General features: G+C 69.7%; 28 protein-coding genes and 1 pseudogene. 10 read left to right on the top strand and 19 right to left on the bottom strand.

What is annotated here, in order from left to right:
• Positions 1–4: 4 nt before the first annotated feature.
• On the top strand, positions 5–622 hold the full coding sequence (locus tag Aru02nite_RS31120; RefSeq protein ID WP_203663663.1) for a dihydrofolate reductase family protein: 618 nt from the start codon (positions 5–7) through the stop codon (positions 620–622).
• Between the two features lie 581 nt (positions 623–1,203).
• On the opposite strand, the gene Aru02nite_RS31115 is transcribed toward Aru02nite_RS31120, so the two are convergent.
• The 3 genes from Aru02nite_RS31115 to Aru02nite_RS31105 all read right to left on the bottom strand — a co-directional run bounded on the left by Aru02nite_RS31115 (position 1,204) and on the right by Aru02nite_RS31105 (position 3,570).
• Positions 1,204–1,689, bottom strand: coding sequence for an RICIN domain-containing protein (locus Aru02nite_RS31115; protein WP_203663662.1), 486 nt, complete (start codon positions 1,687–1,689; stop codon positions 1,204–1,206).
• A 97-nt stretch (positions 1,690–1,786) separates the two neighbouring features.
• Positions 1,787–2,116 (bottom strand): SH3 domain-containing protein, encoded by a 330-nt coding sequence (locus Aru02nite_RS31110; RefSeq protein ID WP_203663661.1) that lies wholly within the window; start codon positions 2,114–2,116, stop codon positions 1,787–1,789.
• 623 nt (positions 2,117–2,739) lie between these two features.
• Positions 2,740–3,570, bottom strand: coding sequence for a class I SAM-dependent methyltransferase (locus tag Aru02nite_RS31105; protein ID WP_203663660.1), 831 nt, complete (start codon positions 3,568–3,570; stop codon positions 2,740–2,742).
• A gap of 208 nt (positions 3,571–3,778) precedes the next feature.
• Here Aru02nite_RS31105 and Aru02nite_RS31100 point away from each other — a divergent pair, with 208 nt between their 5' ends.
• Together Aru02nite_RS31100 and Aru02nite_RS31095 are read left to right on the top strand one after the other, a co-directional pair.
• Entirely contained in the window at positions 3,779–4,162 is a 384-nt protein-coding gene (locus Aru02nite_RS31100) for a hypothetical protein (RefSeq protein WP_203663659.1), read from the top strand.
• Positions 4,163–4,362: 200 nt separating this feature from the next.
• Positions 4,363–4,647: a hypothetical protein gene (locus tag Aru02nite_RS31095; protein ID WP_203663657.1), complete on the top strand. Its 285-nt coding sequence runs from the start codon at positions 4,363–4,365 to the stop codon at positions 4,645–4,647.
• 228 nt (positions 4,648–4,875) lie between these two features.
• Here the strand turns inward: Aru02nite_RS31095 and Aru02nite_RS31090 are convergent, their stop codons facing one another.
• The 10 genes from Aru02nite_RS31090 to Aru02nite_RS37350 form a co-directional block, all read right to left on the bottom strand.
• Positions 4,876–5,175, bottom strand: coding sequence for a hypothetical protein (locus Aru02nite_RS31090; protein WP_203663655.1), 300 nt, complete (start codon positions 5,173–5,175; stop codon positions 4,876–4,878).
• A gap of 490 nt (positions 5,176–5,665) precedes the next feature.
• Entirely contained in the window at positions 5,666–6,982 is a 1,317-nt protein-coding gene (locus tag Aru02nite_RS31085) for an oligopeptide/dipeptide ABC transporter ATP-binding protein (protein ID WP_203663653.1), read from the bottom strand.
• Positions 6,966–8,069, bottom strand: a complete 1,104-nt coding sequence (locus Aru02nite_RS31080; RefSeq protein WP_203663651.1) for an ABC transporter ATP-binding protein — start codon at positions 8,067–8,069, stop codon at positions 6,966–6,968. Before Aru02nite_RS31080 ends, Aru02nite_RS31085 begins: the two co-directional genes overlap by 17 nt.
• Positions 8,066–9,079, bottom strand: a complete 1,014-nt coding sequence (locus tag Aru02nite_RS31075; protein WP_203663649.1) for an ABC transporter permease — start codon at positions 9,077–9,079, stop codon at positions 8,066–8,068. Before Aru02nite_RS31075 ends, Aru02nite_RS31080 begins: the two co-directional genes overlap by 4 nt.
• Positions 9,079–10,086, bottom strand: coding sequence for an ABC transporter permease (locus Aru02nite_RS31070; protein ID WP_203663648.1), 1,008 nt, complete (start codon positions 10,084–10,086; stop codon positions 9,079–9,081). The genes Aru02nite_RS31075 and Aru02nite_RS31070 overlap by 1 nt, the downstream gene beginning before the upstream one ends.
• A gap of 26 nt (positions 10,087–10,112) precedes the next feature.
• A complete protein-coding gene (locus tag Aru02nite_RS31065; RefSeq protein ID WP_203663646.1) occupies positions 10,113–11,684 on the bottom strand; it encodes an ABC transporter substrate-binding protein in 1,572 nt (523 codons plus the stop codon).
• A 232-nt stretch (positions 11,685–11,916) separates the two neighbouring features.
• Positions 11,917–12,123: a helix-turn-helix domain-containing protein gene (locus Aru02nite_RS37660; protein ID WP_373325026.1), complete on the bottom strand. Its 207-nt coding sequence runs from the start codon at positions 12,121–12,123 to the stop codon at positions 11,917–11,919.
• A 133-nt stretch (positions 12,124–12,256) separates the two neighbouring features.
• Positions 12,257–13,207, bottom strand: coding sequence for an endonuclease/exonuclease/phosphatase family protein (locus Aru02nite_RS31055; protein WP_203663642.1), 951 nt, complete (start codon positions 13,205–13,207; stop codon positions 12,257–12,259).
• A gap of 343 nt (positions 13,208–13,550) precedes the next feature.
• Positions 13,551–13,931 carry a cupin domain-containing protein gene (locus Aru02nite_RS31050; RefSeq protein ID WP_203663640.1) on the bottom strand — a complete coding sequence of 127 codons (381 nt, stop codon included), beginning with the start codon at positions 13,929–13,931 and terminating at the stop codon, positions 13,551–13,553.
• 69 nt (positions 13,932–14,000) lie between these two features.
• Entirely contained in the window at positions 14,001–15,575 is a 1,575-nt protein-coding gene (locus Aru02nite_RS37350; RefSeq protein ID WP_203663638.1) for an HD domain-containing phosphohydrolase, read from the bottom strand.
• A gap of 982 nt (positions 15,576–16,557) precedes the next feature.
• On the opposite strand from Aru02nite_RS37350, the pseudogene Aru02nite_RS37700 reads away from it, so the two are divergent.
• Positions 16,558–16,782 (top strand): annotated as a pseudogene (locus tag Aru02nite_RS37700) (IS3 family transposase); the annotation flags it as partial.
• Positions 16,783–16,859: 77 nt separating this feature from the next.
• Here Aru02nite_RS37700 and Aru02nite_RS31040 read toward each other — a convergent pair.
• Genes Aru02nite_RS31040 through Aru02nite_RS31030 form a run of 3 tightly spaced genes read right to left on the bottom strand, consistent with a single transcriptional unit; the run spans position 16,860 to position 18,018 of the window.
• On the bottom strand, positions 16,860–17,228 hold the full coding sequence (locus Aru02nite_RS31040; protein ID WP_203663637.1) for a cupin domain-containing protein: 369 nt from the start codon (positions 17,226–17,228) through the stop codon (positions 16,860–16,862).
• A 3-nt stretch (positions 17,229–17,231) separates the two neighbouring features.
• Positions 17,232–17,723, bottom strand: a complete 492-nt coding sequence (locus Aru02nite_RS31035; protein ID WP_239077060.1) for a YbaK/EbsC family protein — start codon at positions 17,721–17,723, stop codon at positions 17,232–17,234.
• Positions 17,710–18,018 carry an ArsR/SmtB family transcription factor gene (locus tag Aru02nite_RS31030; RefSeq protein WP_203663636.1) on the bottom strand — a complete coding sequence of 103 codons (309 nt, stop codon included), beginning with the start codon at positions 18,016–18,018 and terminating at the stop codon, positions 17,710–17,712. Before Aru02nite_RS31030 ends, Aru02nite_RS31035 begins: the two co-directional genes overlap by 14 nt.
• Positions 18,019–18,306: 288 nt before the next feature.
• Between Aru02nite_RS31030 and Aru02nite_RS31025 the strand changes: the two genes are divergently transcribed.
• Positions 18,307–18,891 (top strand): TetR/AcrR family transcriptional regulator, encoded by a 585-nt coding sequence (locus tag Aru02nite_RS31025; protein WP_203663635.1) that lies wholly within the window; start codon positions 18,307–18,309, stop codon positions 18,889–18,891.
• A 338-nt stretch (positions 18,892–19,229) separates the two neighbouring features.
• Here the strand turns inward: Aru02nite_RS31025 and Aru02nite_RS31020 are convergent, their stop codons facing one another.
• Positions 19,230–19,943: a type 1 glutamine amidotransferase domain-containing protein gene (locus Aru02nite_RS31020; protein WP_203663634.1), complete on the bottom strand. Its 714-nt coding sequence runs from the start codon at positions 19,941–19,943 to the stop codon at positions 19,230–19,232.
• A gap of 28 nt (positions 19,944–19,971) precedes the next feature.
• Complete coding sequence (locus Aru02nite_RS31015) at positions 19,972–20,751, bottom strand: acetoacetate decarboxylase family protein (protein ID WP_203663633.1); 780 nt, start codon at positions 20,749–20,751, stop codon at positions 19,972–19,974.
• 353 nt (positions 20,752–21,104) lie between these two features.
• On the opposite strand from Aru02nite_RS31015, the gene Aru02nite_RS31010 reads away from it, so the two are divergent.
• Positions 21,105–22,055 (top strand): NAD-dependent epimerase/dehydratase family protein, encoded by a 951-nt coding sequence (locus Aru02nite_RS31010; RefSeq protein WP_203663632.1) that lies wholly within the window; start codon positions 21,105–21,107, stop codon positions 22,053–22,055.
• Positions 22,056–22,238: 183 nt separating this feature from the next.
• Here the strand turns inward: Aru02nite_RS31010 and Aru02nite_RS31005 are convergent, their stop codons facing one another.
• Complete coding sequence (locus Aru02nite_RS31005; RefSeq protein ID WP_203663631.1) at positions 22,239–23,120, bottom strand: LysR family transcriptional regulator; 882 nt, start codon at positions 23,118–23,120, stop codon at positions 22,239–22,241.
• A 284-nt stretch (positions 23,121–23,404) separates the two neighbouring features.
• Here Aru02nite_RS31005 and Aru02nite_RS31000 point away from each other — a divergent pair, with 284 nt between their 5' ends.
• The 4 genes from Aru02nite_RS31000 to Aru02nite_RS30985 all read left to right on the top strand — a co-directional run bounded on the left by Aru02nite_RS31000 (position 23,405) and on the right by Aru02nite_RS30985 (position 26,470).
• A complete protein-coding gene (locus Aru02nite_RS31000; protein ID WP_203663629.1) occupies positions 23,405–23,998 on the top strand; it encodes a maleate cis-trans isomerase family protein in 594 nt (197 codons plus the stop codon).
• 3 nt (positions 23,999–24,001) lie between these two features.
• Positions 24,002–24,556 (top strand): dihydrofolate reductase family protein, encoded by a 555-nt coding sequence (locus Aru02nite_RS30995; RefSeq protein ID WP_203663628.1) that lies wholly within the window; start codon positions 24,002–24,004, stop codon positions 24,554–24,556.
• Between the two features lie 121 nt (positions 24,557–24,677).
• Positions 24,678–25,241 (top strand): dihydrofolate reductase family protein, encoded by a 564-nt coding sequence (locus Aru02nite_RS30990; RefSeq protein WP_203663627.1) that lies wholly within the window; start codon positions 24,678–24,680, stop codon positions 25,239–25,241.
• 371 nt (positions 25,242–25,612) lie between these two features.
• Positions 25,613–26,470 (top strand): ZIP family metal transporter, encoded by an 858-nt coding sequence (locus tag Aru02nite_RS30985; protein WP_203663626.1) that lies wholly within the window; start codon positions 25,613–25,615, stop codon positions 26,468–26,470.
• The last annotated feature ends 530 nt before the right edge of the window (positions 26,471–27,000 follow it).

Genomic DNA, 27,000 nt, shown 5'->3' with positions numbered 1-27,000 from the left:
GACGATGAAGCTGACGACCATCACGCAGATCTCGACCGACGGCGTGATGCAGGGGAACGGCCCGTCGGAGGTGGACCGCAAGGCAGGGTTCGAACGGGACGGATGGGCGATGAGGTACTTCGACGACGAGGCGACGACGTTCGTCGAGCAGGTGTGCCGGCGCGCCGACGCGTTCCTGTTCGGCCGGCGTACCTACGAGATCTTCGCCCCGTACTGGGGTGCGATGGGGCCGGGCAGTGGACCCATCGCGGACTCCTTCAACAGCAGACCCAAGTACCTGGCGTCGAACACGCTCACCGAAGCGCAGTGGGCGGACACGACCATCCTGTCCGGTGACCTCGCGGCCGCCATCCGCGAACTGAAGGCGACACCGGCAGGTGAGCTCCAGGTCCACGGCAGCGGCGCGCTGGTCCGGTGGCTGCTCGCCAACGACCTCGTCGACGAGATGATCCTGCTCGTGTGCCCGGTGGTCGTCGGGCAGGGCACCCGCCTGTTCCCCGACAACGGCACCGACATCGCGCTCGACCTGGTCGAGACGCGAGCGTTCCCGAAGGGCATCGTTCTCCAGGTGTACCGTCCGGCGGGCCGCCCGCAGTACACGAGCGCCGCACCGACCACGTGACAGGGGAGCGGCACGACCATGCGCGTCAGTACGCGGCAGTGCATCAGACGTTGTCGGGACGGGGTCGCATCGAGGCTTCTCCCTGCCGCGCACCGAATCTCTACGACTGCGGCAGCGTCCGCGCATCCGGCCGAGGCATGGAAATGCGGCGGGTTGGGGCTTGTTCGAGCCGGACGGTGTCGTCGGCGCTGGCGTAGGCGAGTTCCGTGCGGCACCGCCCGGCGCCCACGTCCGTCGTCGCGTACGCCGGTGGTCGAGTGCCGCGCGACCCGAGTGCTGGAACGCTTCCGGCGGTCCACCTGCTGCGTTCTCGCCGTCTCTCCTGGCCGCGTTTGCGCGCCTCACGGTGCGGCCGCGCTCTGGGGCGGTCCCGTCGGTGCGACGCAGCTGTGCGCCTGAGATGTGGCCACCGTGCAGGAACTCGGCGTGTGTCCCCGCGTTCGATGACCACCGGGCGCAGACATGCTCGTGTTCCCGGCGATCGGGCCAAGTCGGCGTGCAGCGCCGGGCTTGCTGGGCCCTGGCGCTGGCCCGGCATCGGGCGCGGCGCTGCCGGATCCTGTGCCCGATGCCGAGGTACGTCACAGGTGCCAACGCTGATAGTTCGTGCCGTTGCAGGCGATCGCGCGCAGCCCGTGTGCGCGGCTGTCGTCCAGGCACCGGCCCGTGTTGAGGTTCTTCAGCTCCGCCCACGCACCGTGCCAGATCACCCGCCACCGCTGGTACGACTGCCCGTTGCAGGAGTACGCGCGAAGGTTGTAGGTGATGCTGTCGTCGACGCAGAGCCCGGTGATGTAGCTGCTGAACTCGTCCACTCCGGTGCTCCAGGTGTGCGCGATCCAGAGCTGGTAGCCGGAACCGTCGCACGACCTCGACTGCAACGCCTGGTTGGGCCGGTCATCCAGACATCGCCCGGTGTTGGCGTCGCGGAGGATCCGCGTGGAGTTCGCGTGGGCCACGTCGGTGGTCACCACGGTCATCGCGACGAGCGCGAGTGCCGTCACCATCATCAACCTGGTCAGTCGGATGCCGACCCCGTCCAGGGCGTGTCCCGACGCTGCTCGCATGTCCTTCTCCTTCCGTACCAACGCATCTCGTGTTCGGCGTTGGACCACCGGGCCGGCGCGGTGGATCGCAGTGGTGCCAACGGTTTCGCTGCTGTGGTCAGTTCGGCGAGCACCACGCCACGTACCTCGCCGCGATGTAGGCGGTGGGCCTGCCGGAGCGGATGTACGTCTCCCACTCGTCGTTCGGGTTGCTGGGCTGGTGGAGACCGTTGCTCTGGAACAGGAAGCCCTTGTTGACCTGGCCGAGCGACGGGTACTTCACGCCCGGTCCGGTGCGGTAGTTGACGTTGTTCGCGTCCACCTCGCAGGTGTACGCGGCGGCTGGATGCACGGTCACGTCGGCGTAGGCCGGCTGGGCGAGCGCGAGGCCGGTGACCCCTGCTGCCGCTGTCGTGGCGACCAGTGCGATCGCGGTTCTGGTACGCATGTGCGGGATCCCCTCAAGGATGTGTGGCCGGATCGGTCAGCCCGTCGGACGGCGGGCAGGTGGCCGCCAACGTAGGTCGGTCCCGGATTCGTACGCCAGCGATGGGCCGTGACGTGACGGACCCGGTACCCGTCTGTCAGCCCGGCCGCGCCGTGACAGCGGCTCGGCGAGGCCACGGGCTGGGCGGTGGGCCGTGGCCGGGGCGCTCTGGTGGCTGATCTTGACGCCCAAGCGGTCGGTCGGCCGAGCTCCGGAAGTCGGCCGCACATGTCGGGAGGCCGGGTTCGGTGTGCGCGCAACGAGGGCTCGTTCGACCTGGTACGGGAGCGTCCTGGATGCGGTCACCACACCCGCCCAGCACCTCGGCGCCAGGTGCGGCCACGCCATGACCCGAGCCCACCGCGGCCCTGGATCCTCACCGCCACAACGATTCTGGTGTCGGCCTGATCGCGAAGTCCCGCACCGCGCCGGCCGGACCGACGGGCGACATCGTCCTCGGCGCCGCGACCCTCCTGCGGATCATCAGCGCCGCACTGCTGGTCCGCGTCCTCCGCTGCCGCAAGCGATGTTGACCGCACACGTTCCTTGCCTGCCAGCTGCCGCACAGTCGCAGGACGGCCCACTCAGCGGTGGGCGGTGACGAGCCATGCCGCGGCGCCCAGGCGTACGCCGTCTGGGCCCTGGTGCGGGCGCAGCGCGCTTTCCAGCGCTGCCGCCGCGGCGCCGGCCGTGGCGTCGTTGGCATCGGCCAGGAGCCCCCGGGCGGCGGGCGTGCCGAGGTAGTACGCGATGGTGTCGGTGGTGTCGGTGCCGATGAGGAGCTGTTCGGTCAGGCCGGTGACGGTGATGTCGGTGAAGCCGGCGCCGGTCAGCAGCTCGCGGATGTGGTCGGGGTCGGCCAGCGAGAACGGGCCGGGCTCGCCGGGTGCGGCCAACTGCGGTGGCTGGGTGATCGAGGCGACCGCCCCGATCGGAACGGCGAGGAAGTCGTTGCGGGCCGCGTCCTGCCAGCACAGGAACGCCAGTCGGCCGCCGGGGCGCAGCGTCGCGGCCAGAGCGGCGAACGCGGTCTGTGGATCGTCGAAGAACATCACGCCGAAGCTGGACACCACCACGTCGTACGCGGTCTCGAGCGGGTCGGTCTGCGCGTCGGCGTGCCGGAACTCGACGTTCGTGACGCCGGCCAGCTTCGCCAGCCGCCGGGCCTCGGCGAGCATCGGTTCGGACAGGTCGACACCGAGCGCGTGCCCGTCGGGCGCGGCTGTGGCCGCCGCGATCGTCGTGTCGCCGCATCCGCACCCGACGTCCAGGACGGAGTCGGTACGGGTGATGCGGGAAGCGGCGAGTAGCGCGGCGGTCAGCGGGGCGCGCATTCGCTCGTGTCGGGCACGTTCGGCGATGAAGTGCTGCCCGCTGTTGCCGTTCCACGCCCGTGCCTGTTCGGTGTTGGCCACTGTCCGAACCTCCAGGTTCCTACGATGATGTCCATCTCTACCGGAACTGCTCGCCACGGTCACCGACCCGCACAGCCGGACCGAGCTCTCGTGGATCAGTACGAGACTCATACAGGCTGCACCACAGGTCCTGGTGACGGACTGAGATCACCGCAGGCGGGTGTGCGTCGAGGCGCAACGGCGCGCCGACACAGTAGTGTCTCTCCCCATGACCGCCGCTGGCCGCCACCTCCAGGCTCTTCTCTCGGCGGCCGACGATCCCGCGGAAGCTCTGGCCGCGCTCCTTGCCGCAGGCGGCTGGGAGGCCCTGGGTGAGGCGGACCGGCGCCTGGTGGCCCGCAGCATCGACGAGCGGCGACGCGCCGAGCCGGCCGCACCGGTCGAGTCCGACGGCTGGTACGCCGTCCGCACCGCCGACCCGGCCGCGGTGGCCGACGAGTTCGGCCTCGCCGTCCGGTTCCCGGTGACCCTGCGCTGGGGCACGGCGGCGCTGTACGGCGATCCCGACTCGTTGGTGTTCATCTCGCCGGTACTGGACGGCTGGACCCTGGTGTTCGACGCGCTCAGCCCCGGTACCGCGTCGAGTCCCTGAGCGGCCGCTTCGGCCAGGGCCAGTACTACTACCGGTTCGAGAGTTTCACCCGCTGGGTACTCGCCGAACACGGCCACGTCGTCCGCGACTACAACAACGAAAACCCCGACGCCCGGCGCGGAGATCCCCACCCCGCCGAGGCCGGCTTCCGCCTGCCCCACGAACTGCCCGGCGATCCCCGGCTGGACCGGCTGCGCGAGGTGGGTGCCGCCCTCCGCGCCGACCTCCCCGACGTTCCCGAGGACGCGGTACGCGCCTGGTACGCCCACGTCCGCCGGGCAGCCAAGCTCCCCCCGCAGGACCTGCCCCGTGCGGCTCTCACCGACCCGGCCGCCTTCGACCACCTGCCCGGTCTCGACCGCCTCGGCCGGGGCACCTGCACCGTGAGTACGGTGGCCGCACGAGCCTCGGTCGATCCGTTCGCCCTCAACGACCGCACCACCGTGTACGGCAGCGGCCTGCTGTGCCGCCGCCCTTCAGCCTGAATCCGTGGCTTGGCTTGCGGTGCTTCAGGCGGGCCCTCGTTGCCATATTCATGTCACCGACCGCAGAACGCGCGCGCAGCAAGCCAGTTCGGGAGCAGTCGTGTCAGGTCTGCTCGTGGTGATGCAGTTCGCCCACAACGGGGTGCTCGTCTGTGCCGGACAACGCGCGGCGATGGAGTCGTTCTTCGGCCTGCTGTCGAACAATGTGCTCAACCCATGCCTCGCTGATCAGTGCGCGCGGAGGTGCAGGACCCAGTGGCGTCGGCGGCGGTGCCAGCCGTCGGCATCCGGCCCGGACCGTCTGAGCTGTCGGACTCGGCTGACGGCCGTGACGGCCAAACGAGCCGCGCTCGCCTGGCTGATCCGCGGGTTCAGAAACAGCGTGGCCGTCTTCCTGTCCGCCACCAACAGCGCGTCCCACTGCTCGAACAACTGGTGCGGCCACCACTCGAAATACATGTCGACGGTCCCGTTGACGCTCGGAAACTGGTCCAGGGGTGTTGGCGCCATGCTCGTGGATTGCTTCACGATGGTCCCTCTTCGCCCAAGCGGTCGGCTGCCTCCCCAGGTGACTGCATCGAGAGCGATAAATCTGTCTATCCCCATTGGACAGACTGGGCCATCCATCGTTCGGCCGGAGAGGACTCGGCCAACAGTGGCCGGTCGGCGCCAGAGCACGCCGCGGCGTCGGCTTCTCTTGCACTTGGCCACGTGAGGTCCGGTCCGACCGCCGGGCATCCGGTAACACCGCGATGTTGTCCGGCGACTCCGACCGCGCGCCGAGGACTCGTACGGGTAGGTAGGCAGCAGGTCGGGGCAAGAAACGACTTCTCGCCCGGCAGGTGTTGCCCGGACGCGAGGGCAGGCACCCACAGCGCACCCCTGCCGTCCACTGTCAACAGTTGTTGTCGGGGAACTGGCTCGCACCAACGTGCGGCGAACAAACCCGAGCGGGTCAACGGCGTTGGAGAAGTCGCCTCGTCGACGACATCGTCCTCGTCAAGGGCGGGACGGCCGGTCACGGGGTACGGTCCGACACCTGTGCGTCGGGGGAGAGGTTGGCGTCGTAGAGGTGGCAGGACACCGCGACCTCGTCCATTGGCAGCAGGTGGGGCTCCACCGGGGGCGCGAACTCGATGACGACGCGGTCGCCGTCGATCTGGATGTCGGTGACGCCGCGCCAGAACGGTTCGGCCGGATCGACCGCGCGCATCTCGGTCAACAGATCCAGGAGGCCCTGGGCGTTGGCCGCGGCGCGGATCTGTATCCGCCGGCCCGGCGTGTCCAACTCGGCGAGGTCGGCGAACAGCGACTGTTCGGCGCGGTACCGGTCGTCGCCGATGCGGGTCCACCGCGACTCCAGCAGCGCACGCAGGTCGCGGGCCTCCCACCCGCACGGGCCGAACGCGTGCGGGCAGCGGGGATGGAAGGCGCATCCGGTCGGCGGGCGGGCGGCGTCGGGAATCTCGCCGCGTGGCAGATCCCGCATCACCGTACGCGAGGGATCGGGCTCCGGGATCGCGGCGAGCAGCGCCCGGGTGTACGGGTGACGTGGCTCTGCGAAGATCTGTGTGGTGGGCCCGATCTCGACGATTTTGCCGAGGTAGCAGATGGCCACCCGGTCGCAGAAGAACTTCGCGGTGGCCAGGTCGTGGGTGATGTACAGGTAGGTCAGGCCGAGGTCGCGGCGCAACTCCAGCATCAGATCGAGGATCTTCGCCCGGACGCTCATGTCCAGCATCGACACCGGTTCGTCGGCCACCAGGAGGCTGGGCCCGCTGATGATGGCGCGAGCGATGACGGCGCGTTGTTTCTGCCCGCCGGACAGGTCCGCCGGGTACTTGCCGAGGAACTGCTCGACGGGGACCAGCCCGACGCGTTCCAGTGCCTCGACGACGCGGCGGTGCCGGGCGGCGGGCGTGGCGGCCAGACGGTGTATGCGTAGTGGGTGGCCGATCGCGGTACCGAGGTCCATGGCCGGGTTCAGCGCGGCGTGCGGATCCTGGAAGATCATCTGGAGGTCGCGGCGCAGCCGGCGGAGGTCGCGTTCGCGGGCCGCGCCGATGTCGCGCCCTCGGTACAGGATCCGGCCGCTGGTGGGGCGTACCAGCCCGAGCATGGCCCGGCCAAGGGTCGTCTTGCCGCTGCCGGATTCCCCAACCAGTCCCAGTACCTCGCCCCGGCGCAGCACGAACGACACGCCGTCGACCGCGCGTACGGCGCCGGTGTCGCGGCCGAGCAGCCGGGCCGCGGCGGACCCGCCGAGCCGGTAGTGCACGGACAGGTCACGTACCTCGATCAGCGCGTCGTCGGTGGGGTCAGGCTTCGTCGGCAACGCCGATCGCCCCTTGCGTCAGCCGGGCGTCCATGCCGGGCGGTACCAGCGATTCCGGTCCGTGCAGCCAGCACGCCGCTCGGTGCCCGACGTCGACCTCGACATCGACGGGGTCGCGTGCCGGGCACACCCGCATCGCCTCGGGGCAGCGCGGGTGGAACCGGCAGCCGGGCGGCGGATCGACCAGATCCGGTGGGGCGCCCGGGATGTAGTGCAGTTCGGTGGTGGCGAGCGAGATCGTGGAGGCCAGCAACTCCCGGGTGTACGGGTGGGCCGGCGCGCCGAACACCTGCCGAACGTCGCCCTCTTCGACGATGCGACCGGCGTACATGACGGCGACGCGGTCGCACGACTCGGCGACGATACCGAGGTTGTGTGTGATCAGCAGCAGCGCGGTGGCGAAGTTGCGGCGCAGGTCGGCCAGGATCCTGACGATCTGTGCCTCGACCAGGACGTCCAGCGCGGTGGTCGGCTCGTCGGCCACCACGAACGCCGGCCGCAGTACCAGGGTGAGCGCGATCATGATCCGCTGTCGCATCCCGCCGGAGAACTCGTGCGGGTACGACCGGTAGCGGGTCGGTGGGATCCCCATGCCTCGGAGGGCGGACAGCGCGCGGTGGCGCGCCTCGTCCCGAGTCAGGTCGGGCTGGTGGGTGTGCAGGGTTTCCTCGAAGTGCTCGCTGACGCGCATCAGGGGATCGAGTCGGGTCAGCGGTTCCTGGAAGATCATCCCGTGTGCCGGGCCGTGCAGGCTACGCAGCCGGGCCGGTGACATGCCGATCAGGTTGCGGCCCTGGAAGCGGATCTCGCCGTCGGTGGCGGCGGCTGGTGGGAGCATCCCGAGCAGCCCGCGGCCGAGCGTGGACTTCCCGCAGCCGGATTCGCCGACAAGACCGAGCGCCTGGCCCGGAGCCAGGTCGAGGCTCACCCGGTCCACGGCACGGACCGGTCCGCGGTCGGTGCCGTACCAGATCCGCAGGTCGCGTACGGCCAGCAGTTCGGTGCTGGTCCGTGCCGAGGATTCGCTCCGGCTGTCAGCGGGTGGTGCGTCTTCGGGTTCAGGCGGTCGATCCCGGTCTGCGCTCATGGCCGGTCCCGGTGGGTGCGGGGGGCCAGGGTGGCGGGCAGGGGCGGCAGGAGGACCCGGCGCAAGGGTCGGGTGCGCAGGGTCGGGTTGAGGGTTTCGTTGAGTCCTTCACCGGCGAGGGTCAGGCCGGTGACGAGCAGGACGATCGCGAGCCCCGGGTACAGGCCGGTCCACCAGATCCCGGCGCCGGCGTCGGCGACCGCGCGCTGCAGGTCGTAGCCCCATTCGGCGGCCTGGGTGGGCTGCACCCCGTAGCCGAGGAAGCCGAGGGCGGCGAGAGTGAGGATCGCGTCGGCGGCGTTGAGGGTGCCGATGACGGGAACGCTCTGCACCACGTTGGTGAACAGGTACCGGCGCATCACCGTGATGGGTCTGGCGCCGATGGCGCGCGCCGCTTCGACGTACGTCGCCTCCTTGGCGCTGACCGTCGTGTTGCGCACGACCCGGAAGTACTGAGGGATGTAGACGACGGTGATGGACAGGGCCGCGGCGGTGACCGTGCCGCCGATCAGTCCGGACAGCAGGAACGACAGCACGATCGCCAGCAGCAACGACGGGAACGCAAACAGCGCATCCATGACCAGTACGAGGCTCCGGTCGAGCCAGCCGCCGAGGTAGCCGGAGACGAGGCCCAGCGGGACGCCGACGAGCAGGGAGATGACGACCGACTGCACCACCACCTCCAGCGCGGTACGGGCGCCGAACACCACCCGGGACGCGACGTCCAGCGACTGCACCGTGGTACCGAACAGATGTGTGGCGTCCGGGGCGCCCTGCTTGGGGAACGGGTGGCCACCGGCGGAGTACTGGTCGAAACGGTACGGCGCGATCCACGGCGCGAACACCGCCAGGACCACGAACAACACGCTGATGGCCGCGCCGGCCCACAACAGGATCCGGGCGATGCCCCGCGCCGACCGGACGGGCGACAGCACGCGGCGGATGCCGCGGCCACCCTGCGGTGCAGGCTCGCGGGGTTCCTCGACCGGTTCGACGGACAGCTGCGACATCAGTACCGCACCCTCGGGTCGACCACCGCGCTGACCACATCGATCAGCAGGCTCACCACCACGACCGCGACCGCGAACACGGTGATGATGCCCTGCACCGCGGTGTAGTCACGTTCGTTGAGGTAGTTGACGAGCTGCGAGCCGATGCCGGGCCAGTTGAACGTCTCCTCGGTCAGCACGGCGCCGCCGAGCAGCAACGCGATCTGCAGCCCCATCACCGTCACGACCGGTACCAGCGCGTTGCGGAACGCGTGCCGCCCCACCACGTCCGACTCGCGGATGCCCCGCGCCCGTGCCGCCTCCACGTAGTCGCTGCGCAGGGTCTGGATGAGGTTGACCCGGACCAGCCGGATCAGGACGCCGGCCAGCAGCAGACCGAGCGTGACAGCCGGCAGGATCAGGTGCCGCAGCACATCCACGAACGAGTTCCACTGCCCGGCCAACAGCGCGTCGAGCAGCAGAATGTGGGTCCTGGTCGGCACCTCGGCCTGTACGACCGGCCCGGCCTGGTCGGAGGTCGGCAGCCAATCGAGAAACACGCCGAACACGAGCTGGAGGATCAGGCCCAGGAAGAACACCGGTGCGGCGTACGTGATGATGCCGAACAGCCGGATCCCCACGTCCGGCGGCGTGTCCCGATGCCGGCCGGCGCGCCGGCCGAGCGGCAATCCGACAGCGAACGCGACGATCAGCGCCGCCAGCGTCAGCGTCAGGGTCGCCCCGCCGTTGTCGATCAGCACCTCCCGTACGGGCCGGTTGTCGGTGAGCGTCTGCCCGAAGTTCAACGTCACCACGTCCCGCAGGTACTCGCCGTACTGCACGACGAGCGGCTTGTCGAACCCGGCGGCGTGTCGGCGGGCGGCGAGCGCGGCGGGCGACAGCCGCCCGCCGAGCGCCGCCGAGACCGGGTCACCCGGCGCCACCCGCATCAGCAGGAACACCAGGGTGACCAGGACCCAGACCATCGGCACCACCAGCGCCAGCCGCTGGAGCAGGTACCGACGCATCGACCCGGACCGCGCCGCCACCGTCGTCAGCCCTTCTTACCGACCACCCAGAACCGGAACGTGTACGACGGGTCGAGGGTGCTCTCCACCCCGGTCACCTTCGTACCGGCCACGGCGATCTCGCCGCCCTGCCAGGTGGGCACGACCGGCACGTCCTTCGCGGTCTGCGTCTGGATCTTGGCGAAGATCGCGTTGCGGGTCGCCTGGCTGCTCGACGCCTTCTCCTGCGCCACGAGGCTGTCGACGGCCGGGTTGTCGTAGCCGTTCTGGTAGAAGCCGCCCTTCACCAGGAACGGCAGCGTGTAGTCGTCGGCGTCCGGGTAGTCCGGGAACCAGCCCAGCAGGTACGCGTCGTACGCGCCCTGCTTGTACAGCGTCTGGTACTGGGTCCACTCGGCGTCCTTGAGCGTGACCTTGAACAGGCCGCTGGCCTGCAGCTGCCGCTGGATCTGGGTGGCCTCGTCGGCCAGGTTCGGCCCGTAGTGGCTGGGCGTCCAGCCGAGCGTCAACGCCACCGGCGTCTTCACCCCGGCGCTGGCCAGCGTCGCCTTCGCCTTCGCCACGTCCGGCGAGGTCCCGTAGGTGTCCTTGTACGACTCGGTCGCACCCGCCAGCCCGTTCGGAATCAGCGAGTACAACGGCTTGACGGTGTTGTTGTAGGCGTTGGACGCGATCGCCTGCCGGTCGATCACCTGCGCCACCGCCTTGCGCACGGCGGCGTTCCCGCCCACGGCGGTCTTGAAGTCGAAGACGACGTAGCGGATCTCGGTGCCCTTGCCCTCGATCACCGACAGCTTCGCGTTGCTCTTCAACGATGTGAGGTCGGTTGGCGACAGGTTCCGGTACGCCACGTCGACCGAGCCCTGCTGGATCGCCAGCTTCAGCGCGGACGGCTGCGCGAAGTAGTGCACGATGAAGCCGCCGTTGGACAGCTTCTCGTCGCCGCTGTACTTCGTGTTCGGCTTGAACACCGCCTGCTGCCCGGCCTGGTACTTGCTCAGGACGTACCGGCCCGAGCCAATGACGTTGCTGTCGGCCAGCAGCTTGCTCGCCGGGAAGACCTTGTGGTCGACGAGCGCGCCGGCGGCCGTGCTCAGCACGTACGGGAAGGTCGCATCGGCCTGGTTGAGGGTGAAGACGACCGTCTTCGCGTCCGGCGCGGCCGTGGACTTGAGCGAGCTGAACAGCGACGACGGCCCGTTCGGGTTCTTGATCGCCAGCATCCGATCGAACGTGAACTTCGCGTCGGTCGCGGTGAGCGGATCTCCGTTGGAGAACGTCAGCCCACCACGCAGCACGCAGCGGTACGTCGTCGGATTGCTGAACGAACAGGTCGCCGCGTCCGGCTGGGGCGTGGTCGAGCCGACCGGGATCTTCAGCAGCGTCTGGTACATGTTGTACATGAGTGTCCATGACCCGAGGTCATAGGCACCCGCAGGATCGAGCGAGGTGACCTTGTCGGTCGTACCGAGCACGATCGTCTCGTTCGTCTTGCCCGTGGTACTGGATGATGTATTGCCCCCGCCGCACGCCGCGAGCGTGACGGCGAGAACGCTGAACGCGGCAGCCGCCGCGAAAAGGCTTCCTCGTCGCGTCACCGGAACACTCCATGTTCGGGCCGCCGGGCCGGCCCCATGCCGCCCACGGCGGCAAGCCTCAACATGCGGGAACCTAGTCCTCCGGCACGCGAAGCGACAGCCGCCGCAACGCTTTGTGGCCCAAACGCCACCGGTACGCGCTCACATCACCCGTTCGGTCGACAGCAGGGCCGCCGTCCGCCGGTGCGGACTTGCCAGGTCCGGCTTCCCGAGCGGTCGCTCCGGTCTCGCTTCATGCGCCTCGGCGCACTGGCGACATGCCGTCGGTGCGTCTCAAGTACGCCGCGATCGTCCGGGCCGACCAGGGCTGGCGGGTGCGCGTCAGGGCGACGATCCGCGCCCTGGCCCGCGGATCGACCTGCCGGTGCGCTCCGCCCCGCCGACGCCCGACCAGACCCGCAACACCCTGTTGCCGGTGGCGATCCGGGCACCGGTCCACCGTCGGCGCCGAGACCCACGCCACGACCACGATGTCCTTCCGCCGCCTGCTTTCGTTGCGCCACAACACAATCCGCGGCCGGAAGCGTCGACCCGGCCGTCGAGGTCAACACCCTCAAACGACGCACGAGGCGCTAGCCGACGGTCACGGTGGCGTCGGCGTCCACGATGCGGTGGTCCGAGCAGGGCAGGTCACGGTGCGCGCCGCAGATGCTGCCGATCGGTTGCGGGTCCTCCCAGTAGCTGATCAGCCGGTCGGCGCCGGTGAAGACCATGTCGACCTTCCGCGCCTGCCCGCAGGCGCCGCCACCGACGTCGTTCTCGGTGGTCTCCTCGCCCCACCCGGGGCAGATCGGGTCCTGGTCGTCGAGTTCGTGGTAAGCGCCCGAGTTGTTGCCGTTGTTGACCGTGTCGACGGCCGGCACGTACCACGGGTCGAGGGGCGTCTCGTGCGGCTGGACGTTGAAGTCTCCGGCGATCAGGACCGTGCCGCCGGCTGCCCGGTAGCCGTCGAGGACGCCGCGCACGTAGTCGAGCTGGCTCTGCTGGTACGACTGGACCGTGGTGATGTGCGTCGTGCAGAACCGGACCTGCGGCGTCGCCTTCACCGCCGCGCACAGCAGCTTGCGCGCCTTGGGCTGGCCGTCCGACGGCAGCGTGTACCGGTCGGTCGTACCCAGCGGGAACCGGCTGAACAGCGCGATGCCGTACGCGGTGCCGGCGCAGATGGTGGGGTCGCCGGCCGGCAGCATCGGCTCGAACCGGGCGAAGTTCAGCGGGTCCTGCGGCCAGCCCATGTTCTGGAGCTGGTCGATCATCGCGTCGTACTGGCTGTGGCACATCTCGTTGACGGAGACGAAGTCCGGGTCGCGGTAGCTGATGGAGCCCCGCATCGCCTCGATGATCCCGTCCGTCGTCGAGCCCAGGTGGTACGCGTGCCCGGCGATGTTCCAGTGCCAGATCCGGTACGACACCGTGGTCGACGCGGCGGCCCGCTGCGCGGGGACGAGTGACACCAGGAGCGCCGCGGCCACCAGCGCCACCACCGCCAACAGCCGATCCGCCGCACGAGGGAATGTCACCATGACAGGCAGAATATCCGACAAATATCCTCAACGGCAGACCTGAGTTTGACGAGAAGTTTCAAGCCATTCCACAGTGGACCGCGGTGCAGACCGCCGAGCCGGGCCGCCGTGTTCAGGTTGCCTCATGGTCCACAGTGGACGCACGCCGCGGTTGACGCCGCCGAGCCCGCACACCGCCCCACCGTCCACAGTGGACATACGTCGCGGCTCGCACCGCCGGGCCCTGCACCTGTGGTACCCGGTCCGGCGGTGCGAGCCGCCCGCCTGGCGCGGAACCCGCGCGGGGGCTGATCCGCGCCCTGTCTCCCTCTCGTACTGGACCGTCCGGCGCGGGCGGCTCCGCTCATCGCGGACCGCTCATCGCTTCCATGTTGCGTGTCATCGTCTCGGTCACCGTGTGCAGCTCGTCGGCCGGGCTGAACTGCACGTACTCGGTGCCGGCGGTGACGCGCGGGCTGTGCCCGGGCGCCACGTAGAACGCGTCGCCCGGTTCGAAGGTCTCCTCGCCGTCATCCGAGGTGAAGGTGACCCGGCCGGACAGTACGTAACCCCAGTGCGGGCAGGTGCAGCGGTTCCCGGGCAGGCCCCGGAGCAACGGCGCGACGTCGATGTCCTGCTTGAACGCCACGATGTGGATGGTGTATCCGGCCACGTCGTCGGCCCACTCGACAACGGGGCCGTGGTCCTCGACTCGCGCCGCGTCGGTCTTCGACACTCTGGGCATCGTCCGCTCCTTCCGTGTGGTGGAACGGTGTCGACGCTAGGCGCGGGACCGCCGCCGGGCATGAGGCGTTCACCCCATCTTCGCGGGCTCGTCCTCGGGCAGCAGCCCGTGCCGCACCGCGTACAGGCCGGCGGCGGCACGGGTGGAGGCGCCGATCTTGGCGTAGATGTGCTCGACGTGGTTGCCGACGGTCTTCGAGGTGATGACCAGCCGTGCCGCGATGTCCTTGTTGGACAGCCCGCGCGCCAGCAGCCGCAGCACGTCGACCTCGCGGCGGGTCAGCCCGCCCGGGCCGTCCAGCCGGCGCGGCACCGCGTGCCCGGCCGCGCCGAGTACCGCGGCCACCGCGTCGGCGTCCAGCCGGCCGGCGCGGGCCTCGTCGCGCAGCCGCGCGCGGGCCTCCTCGGGGTCCAGGGCCGGCCGGTACGAGCGCGGCTCCCGCATCGCCCGGTACACGTCGGCCGCGCCGAGCAGCCGCGCCGGCAGCGGGATCGCGGTACCGGTCAGCCCGCGCGGATACCCGGAACCGTCGAGGCGTTCGCGGTGCATGGCGGCGAGCCGGCCGAGCGGCGCGAGCGCCGGCGACTGCCGCAGCATCCGCTCCGTCAGGTACGGCTGCATCCGCGCGCGTTCGCGTTCGCCGGCGCCGAGCGGACCGGGCTTGTCCAGGATCGCGTTCGACACGCCGAGCCGACCCAGACCGTGTACCAGCCCCACTCGCCGCAGCTGGGAGATCTCCGCCCGGGACAGGCCGACGCGTACACCGGCCGCGGAGGTGAGGTCGGCGACCGCGGTGCCGTGCCCGAGGAAGTACGGGGACTTCAGGTCGACGAAGTCGGCAACGGCGCGCAGCGCGGTGTCGATCGCGTCGCCGGTGAGGACCACGGCGAGCGCCGGTTCGGCGTCGATGACCGCCTCCCAGGTGCCGACCGCGCCGAGATCGGCCAGCAGCAGGGGAGCGTCGGCGTACAGCAGCCGGGCCAGGTCCGGGTCGAACTGGCGGCCGGCGCGCTCCCGGACCGTACGCCGGGCGGCGGTCACCCCGCCGAGCCGGTGCGCGACCTCCACGTACTCGGCGATCTGGGCGAGCCGGGCGGCGACTGGTACCCGGTCACCGGCGCGTTCACCGGGCCAGCCGCGCCCGTCCCACTGCTCGTACGCGCAGGTCAGCGCGTCGAGCACCGGGTACGGCAGGCCGAGTCGTTCACCCAGCGACCGGGCGAGCCGGCCGTGGTACTGAAGCATTCGGTCGACGTCGCGGTGACCCGCGATGGCAAACTCCAGGCCGATCCGGAACCGGCGGAGCACCGGGCTGCCGGCGCCGAGCAGCCTGATCCCGCGGATCGCGCCGCGCAGGCCGTACGGCTGCCCGTCGTACTTCCTCGACTTGAACGCGATGTCGTCGCCGAACCATTTGGCCTGTTCGTGCGCGTCCGTATGGCATCCGACGTTGATCAGCAGCGCGGTGTAGTACACGACCGCGCGCTGCTGTTCGTCGAGACCGGCCCGTTCGGCGAGCCGCAGGGCGATCAGGCACTGTCGCAGCACGTGTTCCATCGGCTGGCCGAAGCCCAGATCGATGCCCAGCGACAGCGCGGCAACCAGTTCGGCCAACCGGGCCGGCTCGGGTGGCTCACCGTCCACCCCTCCACGGTAGGCGCCCCCGCCCCAAGGCGCGGTCTCCTCGCCCGGCGACCCGCTCGCGGGCGGCACTCAATGTCCGGGCGTACTCACCGACACCGCTCCTGAGCCGGGCCGGTCGTGCACGCCCATCGACCCAACGCGACGCCTCGCCCGTGTGCCCGACATGTACCCGAGCGGCTCAGGTGGGGAGGTGTCTGTGTGGTGAGCCGTTCGTGGTGGATGCGGGTGCCAGCGGTTGGTGGGGCGGGGCCGGCCTCAGGCGGTGAGTTCGGGGACGTGCTTGTTGAGGGTGGAGCGGCTGACGCCGAGTTCGGGAAAGCTTCGTGCATGTGAGTCCGTGATCCTTGTCCTCAACACCGCGTGCTGCATGGAAGCTGCGCGGTTCGGAAGCTGGCGGGCTTGACATACCTGGGGCGTGGCGCCCTGCTTCCCGGCAGAGTTCTTGCTTGTCGTTCCGCTCCCCGGCGGCGCGGTCCTCGGCTGGCGCGGTCTCGGTCGTCATGCGCGAACGGTAGGACGCAGGGCTCAGACGACCTGGTCTGCACGCGGCCTTCCAGCCGAAGATCGTTGCCAGCGCGCGGAACTGAATCCGTTAGCTGCCGTAGGGCAATCAATCCAGGACGGGCAGGGTGGATCTCGGCGCGGTTTCCTCAGCGGCGCTGGGCGATGCATCAGAGGAGACGTCAAGGTCCGGGGCGACTCCTCCGATACATCGCTGACACGAGGGTAACCGCGATCGGCTCAACTCGCCCGTTGGTCGCACGCCAGGATCCGTTCGCACACCCACGCAACCGTGGCGGCATAACCGATCACGGGCGCCCGCCAGGCGCCGTTACATGCACCGTGGCGCCCATGGTTTGCGCCATCGCGTCGATGCGATGTTTGTTGCCTATAGGCAATCATCGGCGCGGTTCTTGGGCGAGGTCAACTGCCGCCCGCCGGTGCAGATGATCTGCTCCGCGACCCGGCGCGGCGGACGGGATTTCACCGCACAGCGGCGAACACGGGGTACCTGACCGACATCACCGAACATCCCACCGCCGAAGGAAAGCTGTGTCCGTGCGCGATCAAAGACCCGTGGCGCAACCGGATCGTCGGCTGCGCCATCGACTCGCGGATGACCTCGCAGCTGGCGGTCGCCGCGTTGCCGCACGCGGTGCGCCTGCGTGAACCGGCCGGCACGACCGTGCACTCCGGCAACGGCACGACGTTGTACCAAGGCGGCCGACCGGGCGCCCCACGCGCCGGCGGTGCCGCGGCGGCCGCATGCCGTACCGGCGCGGGTCAGTCGCCGGTGGGGGAGACACCCGCCTTCTCGATCATCAGTACGGCGCTGCGCACCGGTACGACGGGCCGGTGCCGCAACCCGGCAGGCACGCTGAACGCCTGCCGTGGCCGCAACTCCACGGTCGGCCGGCCGTCCAGCTCGATCCGGAACAGCCCGTCGAGTACGAAGAAGAACTCGTCCTGCTCGTCGTGCCGGTGCCAGTGGAACTCGCCGCGCATCACGCCCAGCCGGACCAGCACATCACCGACCTGGACCAGTGTCTGGTTGTACCAGTCGTCGGTGACCTGGTCGATCAGCGCCTGCACGTCCATGGTCTCCAGCGCTCCGAACAGCGGCGCAAGATGGATCGCGTACTCGTCGGGCACGGGTCAGCTCCGTTCGGCGATGGGCGCGACGCGGGGTGCGGCGAGCCGGGTGTAGTCGGCGGTGGCGAGCGCGATCGACCGGTCGAGCCGGGCGGCGTTGAAGTACAGCTCGGGCGCGTCGAGCAGGCCGGGGTCCGCGACCAGTTCGAGCCGGGGATGGTAGCTGAACGGCAGCACGGTGCCGCTGACGCTGCCGGCCAGTTCCTCGGCGCGCGCGGTGTCGGCGAACGCCACGTACGTCCCGCCCAGCAGGTCGCGGACCGCGCCGAGGTTCAACCGGGCGTCACCGGGCACCACGGCCAGCACGTACCGGGTCTGCTTCTTGCCGACCTTGACCATGACCACCAGGCACTTGGCCGCGTGGGCGACCGCGTTGCCACGCAACTCGCTGACGCGCTCGGTCCGGCCCTCCGGCGCGTGGTCGATCAGCCGGTACGCCGCGCCGCCCGCGTCGAGGTCGGCGACGAGGCGGTCGTACAGGTCACCAGTCTCCACCCAGCATCTCCTTCGCCGCGGCGATCCGCTTCTCGTCCCGCCGGTAGAACACCCACTGCCTGATCCGCGTACCGCGCACCAGCCCCGCCCGGCTGAGTACCTTCAGGTGCTCGCCGCACGTCGGCGCGCTGACACCGAGCTTGTCGGCGATGAACACCGAGCACACGCCGTCGGTGACCAGGTCGCCGTCGCGCTGCGGGGGGAAGTGCGCGGTCGGGTCGCGCAGCCAGTCGAGGATCCGCAGGCGCTTGTCGTTGGCGAGCGCCTTCACCACGTCCAGGTCCACGTCTGCCACGAAGGCATTATGGCAATTTGCTAATTAACTGTCCAGTGCCGCTTATCCGACTCGACGGCGCGGACCAGGGCCGGGTTGGTGCGCGTGGGACGGTTCGGGCGGTGATCATGCGGGTTGTTTCTCTCGTCGCCGAAGCGGACTCAACCCGGTCCTCTTTGCTCCGGCGGCCAACGACGCTGAGTTCGTGGTCGCCTGCTGCGGTGCGACGACCGGGGGATGGGTGATGTCGCAGCCGGGCTGGCCGTGTACTTGTCAGAGTCGGCATCGGCCGAAAACTAGGCTGTGAGCATGGTTGAGAAGGCACCGTCGAGTTATCACCACGGGGATCTGCCCGCGACGCTGGTCCGCTCGGCCATGGAGATGCTCGACGAGGACGGCGACGTCGAGCTGTCGTTGCGCGCTGTCGCGCGCCGTGCGGGCGTCTCGCCCGGTGCACCGTACCGGCACTTCCCGGATCGCCTCTCGCTGTTGTCGGCCGTCGCCGCGGTCGGCTACCGGGAACTGATGGCCGATCTGGTCTCCCGGCACCCGGAGCCGAAGACCGCCGATGACCTGGCCGGACTTGCGGTCGGGTATGTCGAGTTCGCGCTGTCGCGGCGTGGACTGTTCCGGGTGATGTTCGCCGAAGGATGCGACCGGACCAGTCCGGATCGGGTGGCTGCGGTGGAGGCTATCCACGCATACCTGGGTGCGGCGGTGGAGCGAATCTTCGAGACCGACAACCCGCCCGCGCTGGCGACCGGCTTGTGGGCCGCTGTCCACGGCCTGGCCTTTCTGCATGTGGACGGCAAGCTCGACACCACCTCCGAACAGACGATCAGGGATCGGGTCCGGCAGACCGTCAAGGCACTCTTGTCGGCAAAGCTCGTGTGACCGATCCGACGGCTCCGCGTCGATGGCGGCAGTCGCTTCAGCAACCGCATCGCAGCAGGGGCAACGCAGGCGGCTGCGGCCATGCCCCAGCCGCCGGGCAGCCCGGCGGGAACCTCTCGCCCACGATCGTCTGAAGGTCGATGTTGCTACGGCAGCCGATGCCGGAGTACCTCGACCCGTGTCGTGGCCTGGTGTGGCCGGCATCGGCGAGGACCTGTGCGGGCGAGTGTTCACCGGATGACTCGTGCAGCTCCGCGCAGGACGAGGCGAGGCTACAGATGCGGCGCGATCGGTGTGGAGTCTCGGCCCTGGTGTGCTCCGTTCGTGGCGGTGGCGAGTCAGCCGACAGCCGCCTGACGTTGCAGGTCGGCGATGACCTGGCGGGCGAGCTTCGCCGAGGACTGCGGGTTCTCGCCGGTGTAGAGGTTGCGGTCGCGGACGATGTGCGGGCGCAACGGGATGCCCTTGGAGTAGTCGGCGCCGGCCTGCTTGAGCCGGTCCTCCAGCAGCCACTTGGCCTTCCACGCGAACGGGTTGAGGCGCTCTTCGCGGTTGGACAGTCCCGTCATCCGATAGCCCTCGAACGGCCAGCTGCCGTCGGGGTTCTCTGCCGCGAGTGCCGCGGCCGGCGCGTGGCAGAGCAGCGCGAGCGTGCGCCCGGACTTCACCCGCTGGGTGAGCAACGCCCCCGAGACCGGGTCGACCGCAAGGTCTTCCATCGGTCCATGCCCGCCGGAGTAGAAGACCAGGTCGAAGTCGTCGGGATCCATGTCAGCGAGGTTCGCCGGCTGGTCCAGTACCGGCTGGAGGCGCTCGACCTCGGCGGCGATCTTGCGGGTCTTGTTTGGCAGCCCGCCGGCGATGCCGAGGCTGAGCTTGTCGATGACCGGCTTCTTACCCTCGGGCGTGGCCACTGTGACGTCGAAGCCCGCGTCGATGAACAGCTGGTAGGGGACCGCGAATTCTTCGGCCCACACCCCGGTCGGGTGAAGCGTGCCGTCGCGCAGGGTCCAGTGGCGTGCTGCCGAGAGCACCATCAACACGGACGTCATGTCTCATCTCGTTTCGCCGCAAGGGTGATCATCGGGTGGGAAAGGAGACCGGCACCGGGATGTGGAGTGCGTTCTGGCATGGCGTGAACACGTCCAATCGCAGCGGGCGCTTCGGTCTGAGTGACCGGATGTCATCGCTCAGGCGTCCCGATCCGAGCGTGAGCCGCACATCCTTGGGTAGCAGGACATTGCCGAACACGAGGTTGTTCGTCTGGCTGAGCGTCTGGTGCCAGCCGTCGTTCAGCTCGGTGTACGAGGTGAGTGTCGACACGCTGCTCCCGCTGGGTACGCGCTTCTGCTTCGGGGTGGCCGCGTACAGGTCGATGTCGGTGCCGCCGTCGTCGTTGGCGACCCGGGCCTTGGTGTGGCGCTCGTCGATGTCGACATCGATGTCGGTGACCCACTTCGGGAACCCGTAGCCGTCGTGACCGCGTACCTGCGCGATCTCGGTGTTCACCGGCAGGGAGAGCACGTAGCTGTACAGCTGGTCGGTGCCCAATGCGGCCAGCAGGTCCACCGGCGGAAGGCTGCCGTGCCGGACCTCCTTGACCGCGATCCCGACGGTCGCTTCGGTGTAGAAGTCGATGTCGCACACGTCGTAGCGGCAGACGATCACCGAGAACAGCCCGAGCCCGGGCGCGACCGTCAACGGATCCAACCCGCTCGGAAGCCGACTGCGCCTGCCGGCACCTGCATGGTCCGCCTGCCGAGCTCGACCTCGACGGTCTCGGCGTCGGTCGTCATGTTGCCCTCCCGTGCACTGGTCGGCCGGCGGTGTGGTCCGGGAAGCAATGTAAGCAACGATCACTTTAGTTCAGGGATGGCCAGGCGGTGGTGGTGTTGCGCGAACGCGGTCCCCGCGAGGTCGACGGTGCACTCGGGTGCCGCGGGACACCTGGGCGTGCTGGCGACGCTCCGGAGGAACTGACGCGAGGGCGACGGGCGCGGTAGCGGCTGCTCGGCCATGTGCCGATGGGTCAGTTCGGCGCCGTTGGGTGCTCTTTGCGGAGATGCTAGATCCCCGCTGGTGGGACGGTCATCCCGTGGTTGCCGCTGTCGCATGACTGCCGCTACGCTAATGTAAGCACTGTAAACATCAGCGTGCCGGCCGATGTACAGCGAGGAGACGGTCGCGGGCACGCAGGAGAGAGCAGACCGAGAATGCAGACGATCCTGGGGGCCAACGGCCAGATCGGCGTCGAACTGGCGCGCGAGTTGCGCCGCGCCCACACCGACGACCTGAGGCTCGCCAGCCGCACTCCGCGCAAGGGGCACGACGCCGACGAACTGATGCCCGCTGACCTGCTCGATGCGAAGCAGACCACGGAGGCGGTCGCCGGCAGCGAGATCGTCTACTTCACTGCCGGGTTACCCGCGAACACGCAGCTGTGGGAGGCGCAGTTCCCGACCATGCTGCGCAACGCGCTGGACGCGGCACGGGCCGCGAGAGCGCGGTTCGCCTACTTCGACAACACCTACATGTACCCGCAGGACGACCGCGTACAGACCGAGGACACCCCGTTCGATCCGGTGGGGCGCAAGGGTCGGGTACGGGCCGACATGGCGGCGACCGTCCTTGCGGAAATGGCGCGCGGGGACATCCCCGTGCTCATCGCCCGAGCCCCGGAGTTCTATGGTCCCGGCCGCACGCAGAGCTTCACCAACGCGCTGGTCATCGATCGCCTGAAGGCAGGGAAGAAGCCCCTCGTGCCGGTACGCGACGATCGGCGGCGCACCCTGATCTGGACCCCGGACGCCAGCCGCGCCCTGGCCGCCCTGGGCAACGCCTCCGACGCCTACGGGCAAACCTGGCACCTTCCCGTGGACGACGCCCGACCCACGTACCGGCAGTTCGTCGCGATGGCCGCCGAGTCATTCGACGCGAACGAGAAGTACACCGTGATTCCGAAGTGGGTGCTCAGCGCGGCCGGCATCGTCTCCGCGCAGGCGCGGGAGATCCGGGAACTGCTGCCGAGGTACGCCCAGGACAGCATCTTCGACGCCTCGAAGTTCACGAAGCGGTTCCCCGAGTTCGCTGTCACCACCTTCAGCGAAGGGCTCGGCGCCATTCGCGCGCGGACCAGCGCCGGGCGGGCAAGTCCCACGGCGTGAACGGCGCTTGACTTCCGCTCCCGCGCTGCGACTCGGCGCTGTTCGCTGACGCGACTCAGCCCACGCCGTGCGACCGAACGCGAGCGGCAACCTCCAGGTAGGCAGCCGCTGTGATCCGTCGAGATGCTGGCGGGAGCCCGACGCGACCGGGCGTCGGCCGGCCGGGACGTCTGTGGGACGAGATCAGGTCGATGGGCGCATCTGCTCGACCACGTCGATGAAGCTGTCGCGGTCCGGGTTGTCGACGCCTTTGAGCGCGGCGAGTGCGCAGCTGGAGGGCGGCAGGTCGGCCAGAGGGATGGCGACGACGTCGGGGTGGTGGAAGTGGGCCGCGAACGGCGCGACCGTGGGGTGCACGAGACGGCCTCGGGCGAGCAGGTAGAGGAGTTGGGCGTTGTCGTCGACCTCGGCGTCGACGAAGTGGATCGGCCGGCCCGACGGCGTACGCGGTGGGCAGGTCGCCTCGGCCAGCTCCGGGGTGAGTCCGTAGGGTCGCCTGACGTCGTGGTCGGCGAGGTCCTCGACGCTCAGGACGGTCCGGTCGGCGAGCGGGTGGGTGCGGCCGACCATGACGACGCGCTGATCCGCGACGCTCAGCGCAGGGCCGACGACGATGTCCGGCTGGTCGAGCGGGAGCCTCGTCACGACCAGGTCGATCTCGCGCCGACGCAGCGGGCCCAGGCGGTCGTCGAACGGCGTGGTGCTCAACTGCACGCTGGCTCCGGCGTAGGTCGCTTCGAACCGCTCGATGGCTCGGCTCAGGACGTCCACGCCGGAGGCGGCGTTCAGCAGCCCCACGCGTACCACGCCGGGCCCCGTGTGGCGGAACCTGGCTGTGTGCAGCACCAGGTCGAGGCCGGCCACCGCCGGGGCGAGTTCACTCTGCAGTACGCGCCCGGCGGCGGTCAGGTCGACGACGCGGCTGGTCCGGTTGAAGAGCCGTTGGCCGCCGAGCTTCCGTTCGAGGGTGTTCAGCACCTGGCTGACGCGGGAGGCGGTAAGGCCCAGTCGTTCGGCGGCGCGTCCGAAATGCAGTTCCTCGGCGAGCACCAGGAACAGCCGCATCTCGCGCATCTCCACGTCCGGCATCGATGAGCGACGCTACACGATGCGCACAGCAGATCGGCGTTGATGATCCCTGCCCGCGCTGTGAGGCTCGGGTCATGGACATCGGCGACAGACCCACCAGGGTGGGCGTACTGACACCGCATGCGACGCCGGGAGCCGACGCCGAGCTTCCGGAGATGGCCCCGGGCCTGGTGCGTGTCGGGACCGCGCGGATTCGCGCCGCGGTTCCCGGCGTCGGCGTCTCCAGGCCGCGTACCCCGGCGGGAGATCTTCGCGCGCAGGTGACGCCCGAGGCACTGGACGAGGCCGCCGCGGCGCTCCTGCCGGCCGTCGACGTACTCGCCGTCGCCTCGACGAGCCTGGGCTACGCGCTCGGCCACGCTGCCGAGTACGAGCTCGTGGGTCGCCTTCGCGCGCGCTGGGGCGTACCGGTGTGCACCACCAGCCTGTCGGTGGTGTCGGCCCTGCGGTCCCGGCACGTCCAGCGGATCAGCCTCGTCCACCCGCCGTGGTTCGGGCAGTCGCTCCACGACCTGGGCTCGCAGTACTTCCGCGGCCAGGGCTTCGACGTCGTCGACGCCCGGCTGGCCCCGCTGCCCGACGACCCGGACCAGGTCGAGCCGGCGATGGTCGTCGAGTACGTCGCGCAACACCTGTGCTCGCGCGCGGACGCCGTGGTCATCGGCGGGAACGGCTTCCGGGCCGCCCGCGCGATCGACGCGCTGGAGGCTCGGACCGGACGCCTCGTCCTGGAGGCGAACCAGGTGCTGCTCTGGTCTGTTCTTCGCAGCGTCGGAGCGCCGACCATCGCGGCCGGTTTCGGCAGGATGCTCGGCCCCGGTGAATCCGACGGCCACACGACCAACGAGAGGTGAGCCATGCGAGACGTCGTCTTGTACATGTCGATGTCCCTGGACGGGCTGGTCGACAGCGACCGCGAGCACCCCGGGATGGCGATCCCGGAGGACGGCGAACTCAAACGGTGGAAGCTGGACCGGATCAGTACGGCCGGAGCCCATCTGATGGGTCGGACGACCTACCTGCAGATGGCCTCGGCCTGGCCGCAGTCGGACGACCCGTACGCGGCGCCGATGAACGACATCCCGAAGATCGTGTTCTCCACGACGCTCCCCGACGCCGAGGCGTCCTGGCCGACCACCCGGGTCGCGCGCGGCGACCTCGCGAGCGAGATCGCCGCGATCAAGGCCGAACCCGGGCCGGACGTGATCGCGTGGGGCGGTGCGCGATTCGCCGGCTCGATGGCCGCGGCGGACCTGATCGACGAGTACCGCCTCCTGATCCAGCCGCTGGTCCTGGGCCGCGGCCTGGCCTTGTTCGACCAGCTGCCCGCGTCGCGGCACGTGACGCTGGTGGAGGCGAGGCCGTTTCCCAACGGCGTCGTACTGCACACCTACCGGCCCCGGCGTGGCTGAGGGATCGGTCGACTCCGCCGGGCACGCCCGGTACGGCGGCGGCAGCGGGGGAGGCCGTTTCCCGGCGTACCGCCTGCCTGCGGTCCGGCACAGCGATCAGCAACGAACGGGAGGATGGATCATGACGGTGGTCTACACGCACCTGTCCACCTCGGTCGACGGGTACGTCTCAGGACGCGGCGCGCGGGCCGGCCGTGGACTCGGCGACGGGTTCCGGATCTTCGACTGGCTCTCCGACCGCAGCGCGCCGAACCGGGCGGTGGCCGACTACGGCGGCACCCGTACCGGTGCGGTCGTGTCGGGGCGGAACACCTACGAACACGCCGACCGCTGGGGCGGCGGCAGCATGCAGCCCGACGCGCCGCTGTTCGTCGTCAGCCGTGACCCGATCCCGGACGCAGCGCCCGGCCAGACCATCGTCACCGACGGGCTGGAGTCGGCGATCCGGCAGGCCATCGCGGTCGCCTCGGAGTCCGGCAAGGACGTCAAGCTCGCCGCAGGTGCGACGACCACCGAGGCCCTGAGACTGCGACTGCTGGACGAGATCGTGATCAGCCAGGTCCCGGTACTCCTCGGTGGCGGGATCCCGTTCTTCCGGGAACTGCCCGAAGCGATCGAACTCGAATGCACGTCGGTCGCCGCCAACCAGGGCGTCACCCACCTGACGTACCGCGTCGTCAAGTGACGGAGCCTCGGCGCCGGTGGGTGATGCACCCGCTGTGAACCGGACCGGCCACGCGGGCGGCGCACAGACGATGATCGCCCGCCCCCCGCTCGCGCATCCTGGTCTCCGCCGGGGCGTACCGACCGCGGAAGCGTGGTTGCCCGATGCCGCAGTGGATGTTGGTCCCCCGGGCGCCGAAGCTTCTTCTGCGCTGCGGCGGATGCTCCACGGGGCGCCCTTGACGGGGTCGCTGGCCTTGCGCCACTCGTTCCGGCGCCGACCGGTGCTGCCAAGCGATCGGGTCGGCGCTCGCCGGATCCCAGGATTTGTTAGGTGAGCCTTGGCTCGCTTACGCTCTGCGTGCCTGCGTCGCCGTCCTGCTGGAGTGCACTGTGTCCGCGTCGAAGATCGCCCTGTTGGGTCTGATCGCCGGGTTCACCATCTTTCTCGGCCTGCCCTTGGGGCGACTGCGTAACCCGGCACCGCGGATGCGGGCTCTGCTCAACGCCGGCGCTATCGGCATCCTGTTGTTCCTCCTCTGGGACGTTCTCGCGCACGCGTGGGAGCCGCTCGACGCCGCGCTGTCCGACAAGCACTATGGCGGTGCCGTCCTGGACGGCCTGGTACTGGCCGGTGGCGTCGCGGTCGGTCTCCTCGGGCTGGTGTACTTCGACCGCTGGGTGGCCGCCCGCCGGTCCCGTACCACCGCGCCGTCGCCGGTGCCAGCCGCACCGGCCGCGCCGGGGTCGGTAGGTACCGCGACCGCCACGCTCCCGGACACACACGCCCGGGCAACGGCACGGCAGCTCGCGATGCTGATCGCCGTCGGGATCGGGCTGCACAACTTCGCCGAGGGCCTGGCCATCGGCAACTCGGCTGCACAGGGCGAGATTGCCCTGGCGGTCTTGCTGATCATCGGCTTCGGCCTGCACAACGCCACGGAGGGCTTCGGGATCGTGGCGCCGATGGCGGCCGCGGGTACCCGCCCGTCCTGGGCGTACCTGGGGCTGTTGGGCGTGATCGGCGGTGGGCCGACCTTCCTCGGCACCCTCGTCGGCCAACGGTTCACCAGCGAGGCCGTGAGCGTCGCCTTCCTCGCCCTCGCCGCTGGCTCGATCCTGTACGTCGTGATCGAGTTGCTCGCCGTCGCCCGCCGGTCGTCAGCCAAGTACCTCACCGCCTGGGGCGTACTTGCCGGCCTGCTCCTCGGCTTCGCCACCGACGCGATCGTCACCGCCGCCGGAGCGTGATCCGGACGGCATCCTGAACCAGATCGGTGCCGGCCGGTGGAGTCGCCGGCCAGCATCGTCGCTGTCGTCGAACGGCGTCACCCCTAGTTGCGCGCCCCCGGCCTGCTGGCGCTCAGTGGTGGCGCTTCGCGTGAGAAGGCAACCGAGCGCTGGGTTGGACACCCCGGGTTGCCGTGGATGCAGGTGGGCCGATCCCTGTCTACGCCCGGACATCCGGTGTCGGCGGTGGCCGCAGCCTGTTCCGGTCCACGGGTCAACCCGAAGAACGACTCCATCGACTAACGCCTCGACACCGATGCCGGATGGGCCATCAAGCGCGGCAGGGCGGTCGCGCGCGCCGGATGGGGCTGTTCTGTCGCTACGTATCGGCATCTACCACCGGACACCAGTCCTGGTGCCGGTAGCGGCGTTCGCCGCGGGGCTGGTGGCCGCGATCGCCGGACGGCCGCTGTGTGCTCGGGTGGGCTGACGAGACGACTCTTGCGCGGCTTCCACGACCGTGATAGTCCTTAGTTTCGATAAATGGAATA

This window comes from Actinocatenispora rupis (assembly GCF_016861975.1).
Classification (GTDB): Bacteria; Actinomycetota; Actinomycetes; order Mycobacteriales; family Micromonosporaceae; genus Actinocatenispora; species Actinocatenispora rupis.
Note: the sequence above shows the minus strand (reverse complement) of the source record. Positions and strands in the feature narration are given on the sequence as shown.

Excerpts from the sequence above, each read along its gene's own strand:
- Aru02nite_RS31120 (WP_203663663.1), top strand. The coding sequence starts at position 5 with ATGAAGCTGACGACCATCACGCAGATCTCGACCGACGGCGTGATGCAG.
- Aru02nite_RS31115 (WP_203663662.1), bottom strand. The coding sequence starts at position 1,689 with ATGCGAGCAGCGTCGGGACACGCCCTGGACGGGGTCGGCATCCGACTG.
- Aru02nite_RS31110 (WP_203663661.1), bottom strand. The coding sequence starts at position 2,116 with ATGCGTACCAGAACCGCGATCGCACTGGTCGCCACGACAGCGGCAGCA.
- Aru02nite_RS31100 (WP_203663659.1), top strand. The coding sequence starts at position 3,779 with ATGACCGCCGCTGGCCGCCACCTCCAGGCTCTTCTCTCGGCGGCCGAC.
- Aru02nite_RS31080 (WP_203663651.1), bottom strand. The coding sequence starts at position 8,069 with ATGAGCGCAGACCGGGATCGACCGCCTGAACCCGAAGACGCACCACCC.
- Aru02nite_RS31075 (WP_203663649.1), bottom strand. The coding sequence starts at position 9,079 with ATGTCGCAGCTGTCCGTCGAACCGGTCGAGGAACCCCGCGAGCCTGCA.
- Aru02nite_RS31070 (WP_203663648.1), bottom strand. The coding sequence starts at position 10,086 with ATGCGTCGGTACCTGCTCCAGCGGCTGGCGCTGGTGGTGCCGATGGTC.
- Aru02nite_RS31055 (WP_203663642.1), bottom strand. The coding sequence starts at position 13,207 with ATGGTGACATTCCCTCGTGCGGCGGATCGGCTGTTGGCGGTGGTGGCG.
- Aru02nite_RS31050 (WP_203663640.1), bottom strand. The coding sequence starts at position 13,931 with ATGCCCAGAGTGTCGAAGACCGACGCGGCGCGAGTCGAGGACCACGGC.
- Aru02nite_RS31025 (WP_203663635.1), top strand. The coding sequence starts at position 18,307 with ATGGTTGAGAAGGCACCGTCGAGTTATCACCACGGGGATCTGCCCGCG.
- Aru02nite_RS31020 (WP_203663634.1), bottom strand. The coding sequence starts at position 19,943 with ATGACGTCCGTGTTGATGGTGCTCTCGGCAGCACGCCACTGGACCCTG.
- Aru02nite_RS31010 (WP_203663632.1), top strand. The coding sequence starts at position 21,105 with ATGCAGACGATCCTGGGGGCCAACGGCCAGATCGGCGTCGAACTGGCG.
- Aru02nite_RS31005 (WP_203663631.1), bottom strand. The coding sequence starts at position 23,120 with ATGCGGCTGTTCCTGGTGCTCGCCGAGGAACTGCATTTCGGACGCGCC.
- Aru02nite_RS30995 (WP_203663628.1), top strand. The coding sequence starts at position 24,002 with ATGCGAGACGTCGTCTTGTACATGTCGATGTCCCTGGACGGGCTGGTC.
- Aru02nite_RS30990 (WP_203663627.1), top strand. The coding sequence starts at position 24,678 with ATGACGGTGGTCTACACGCACCTGTCCACCTCGGTCGACGGGTACGTC.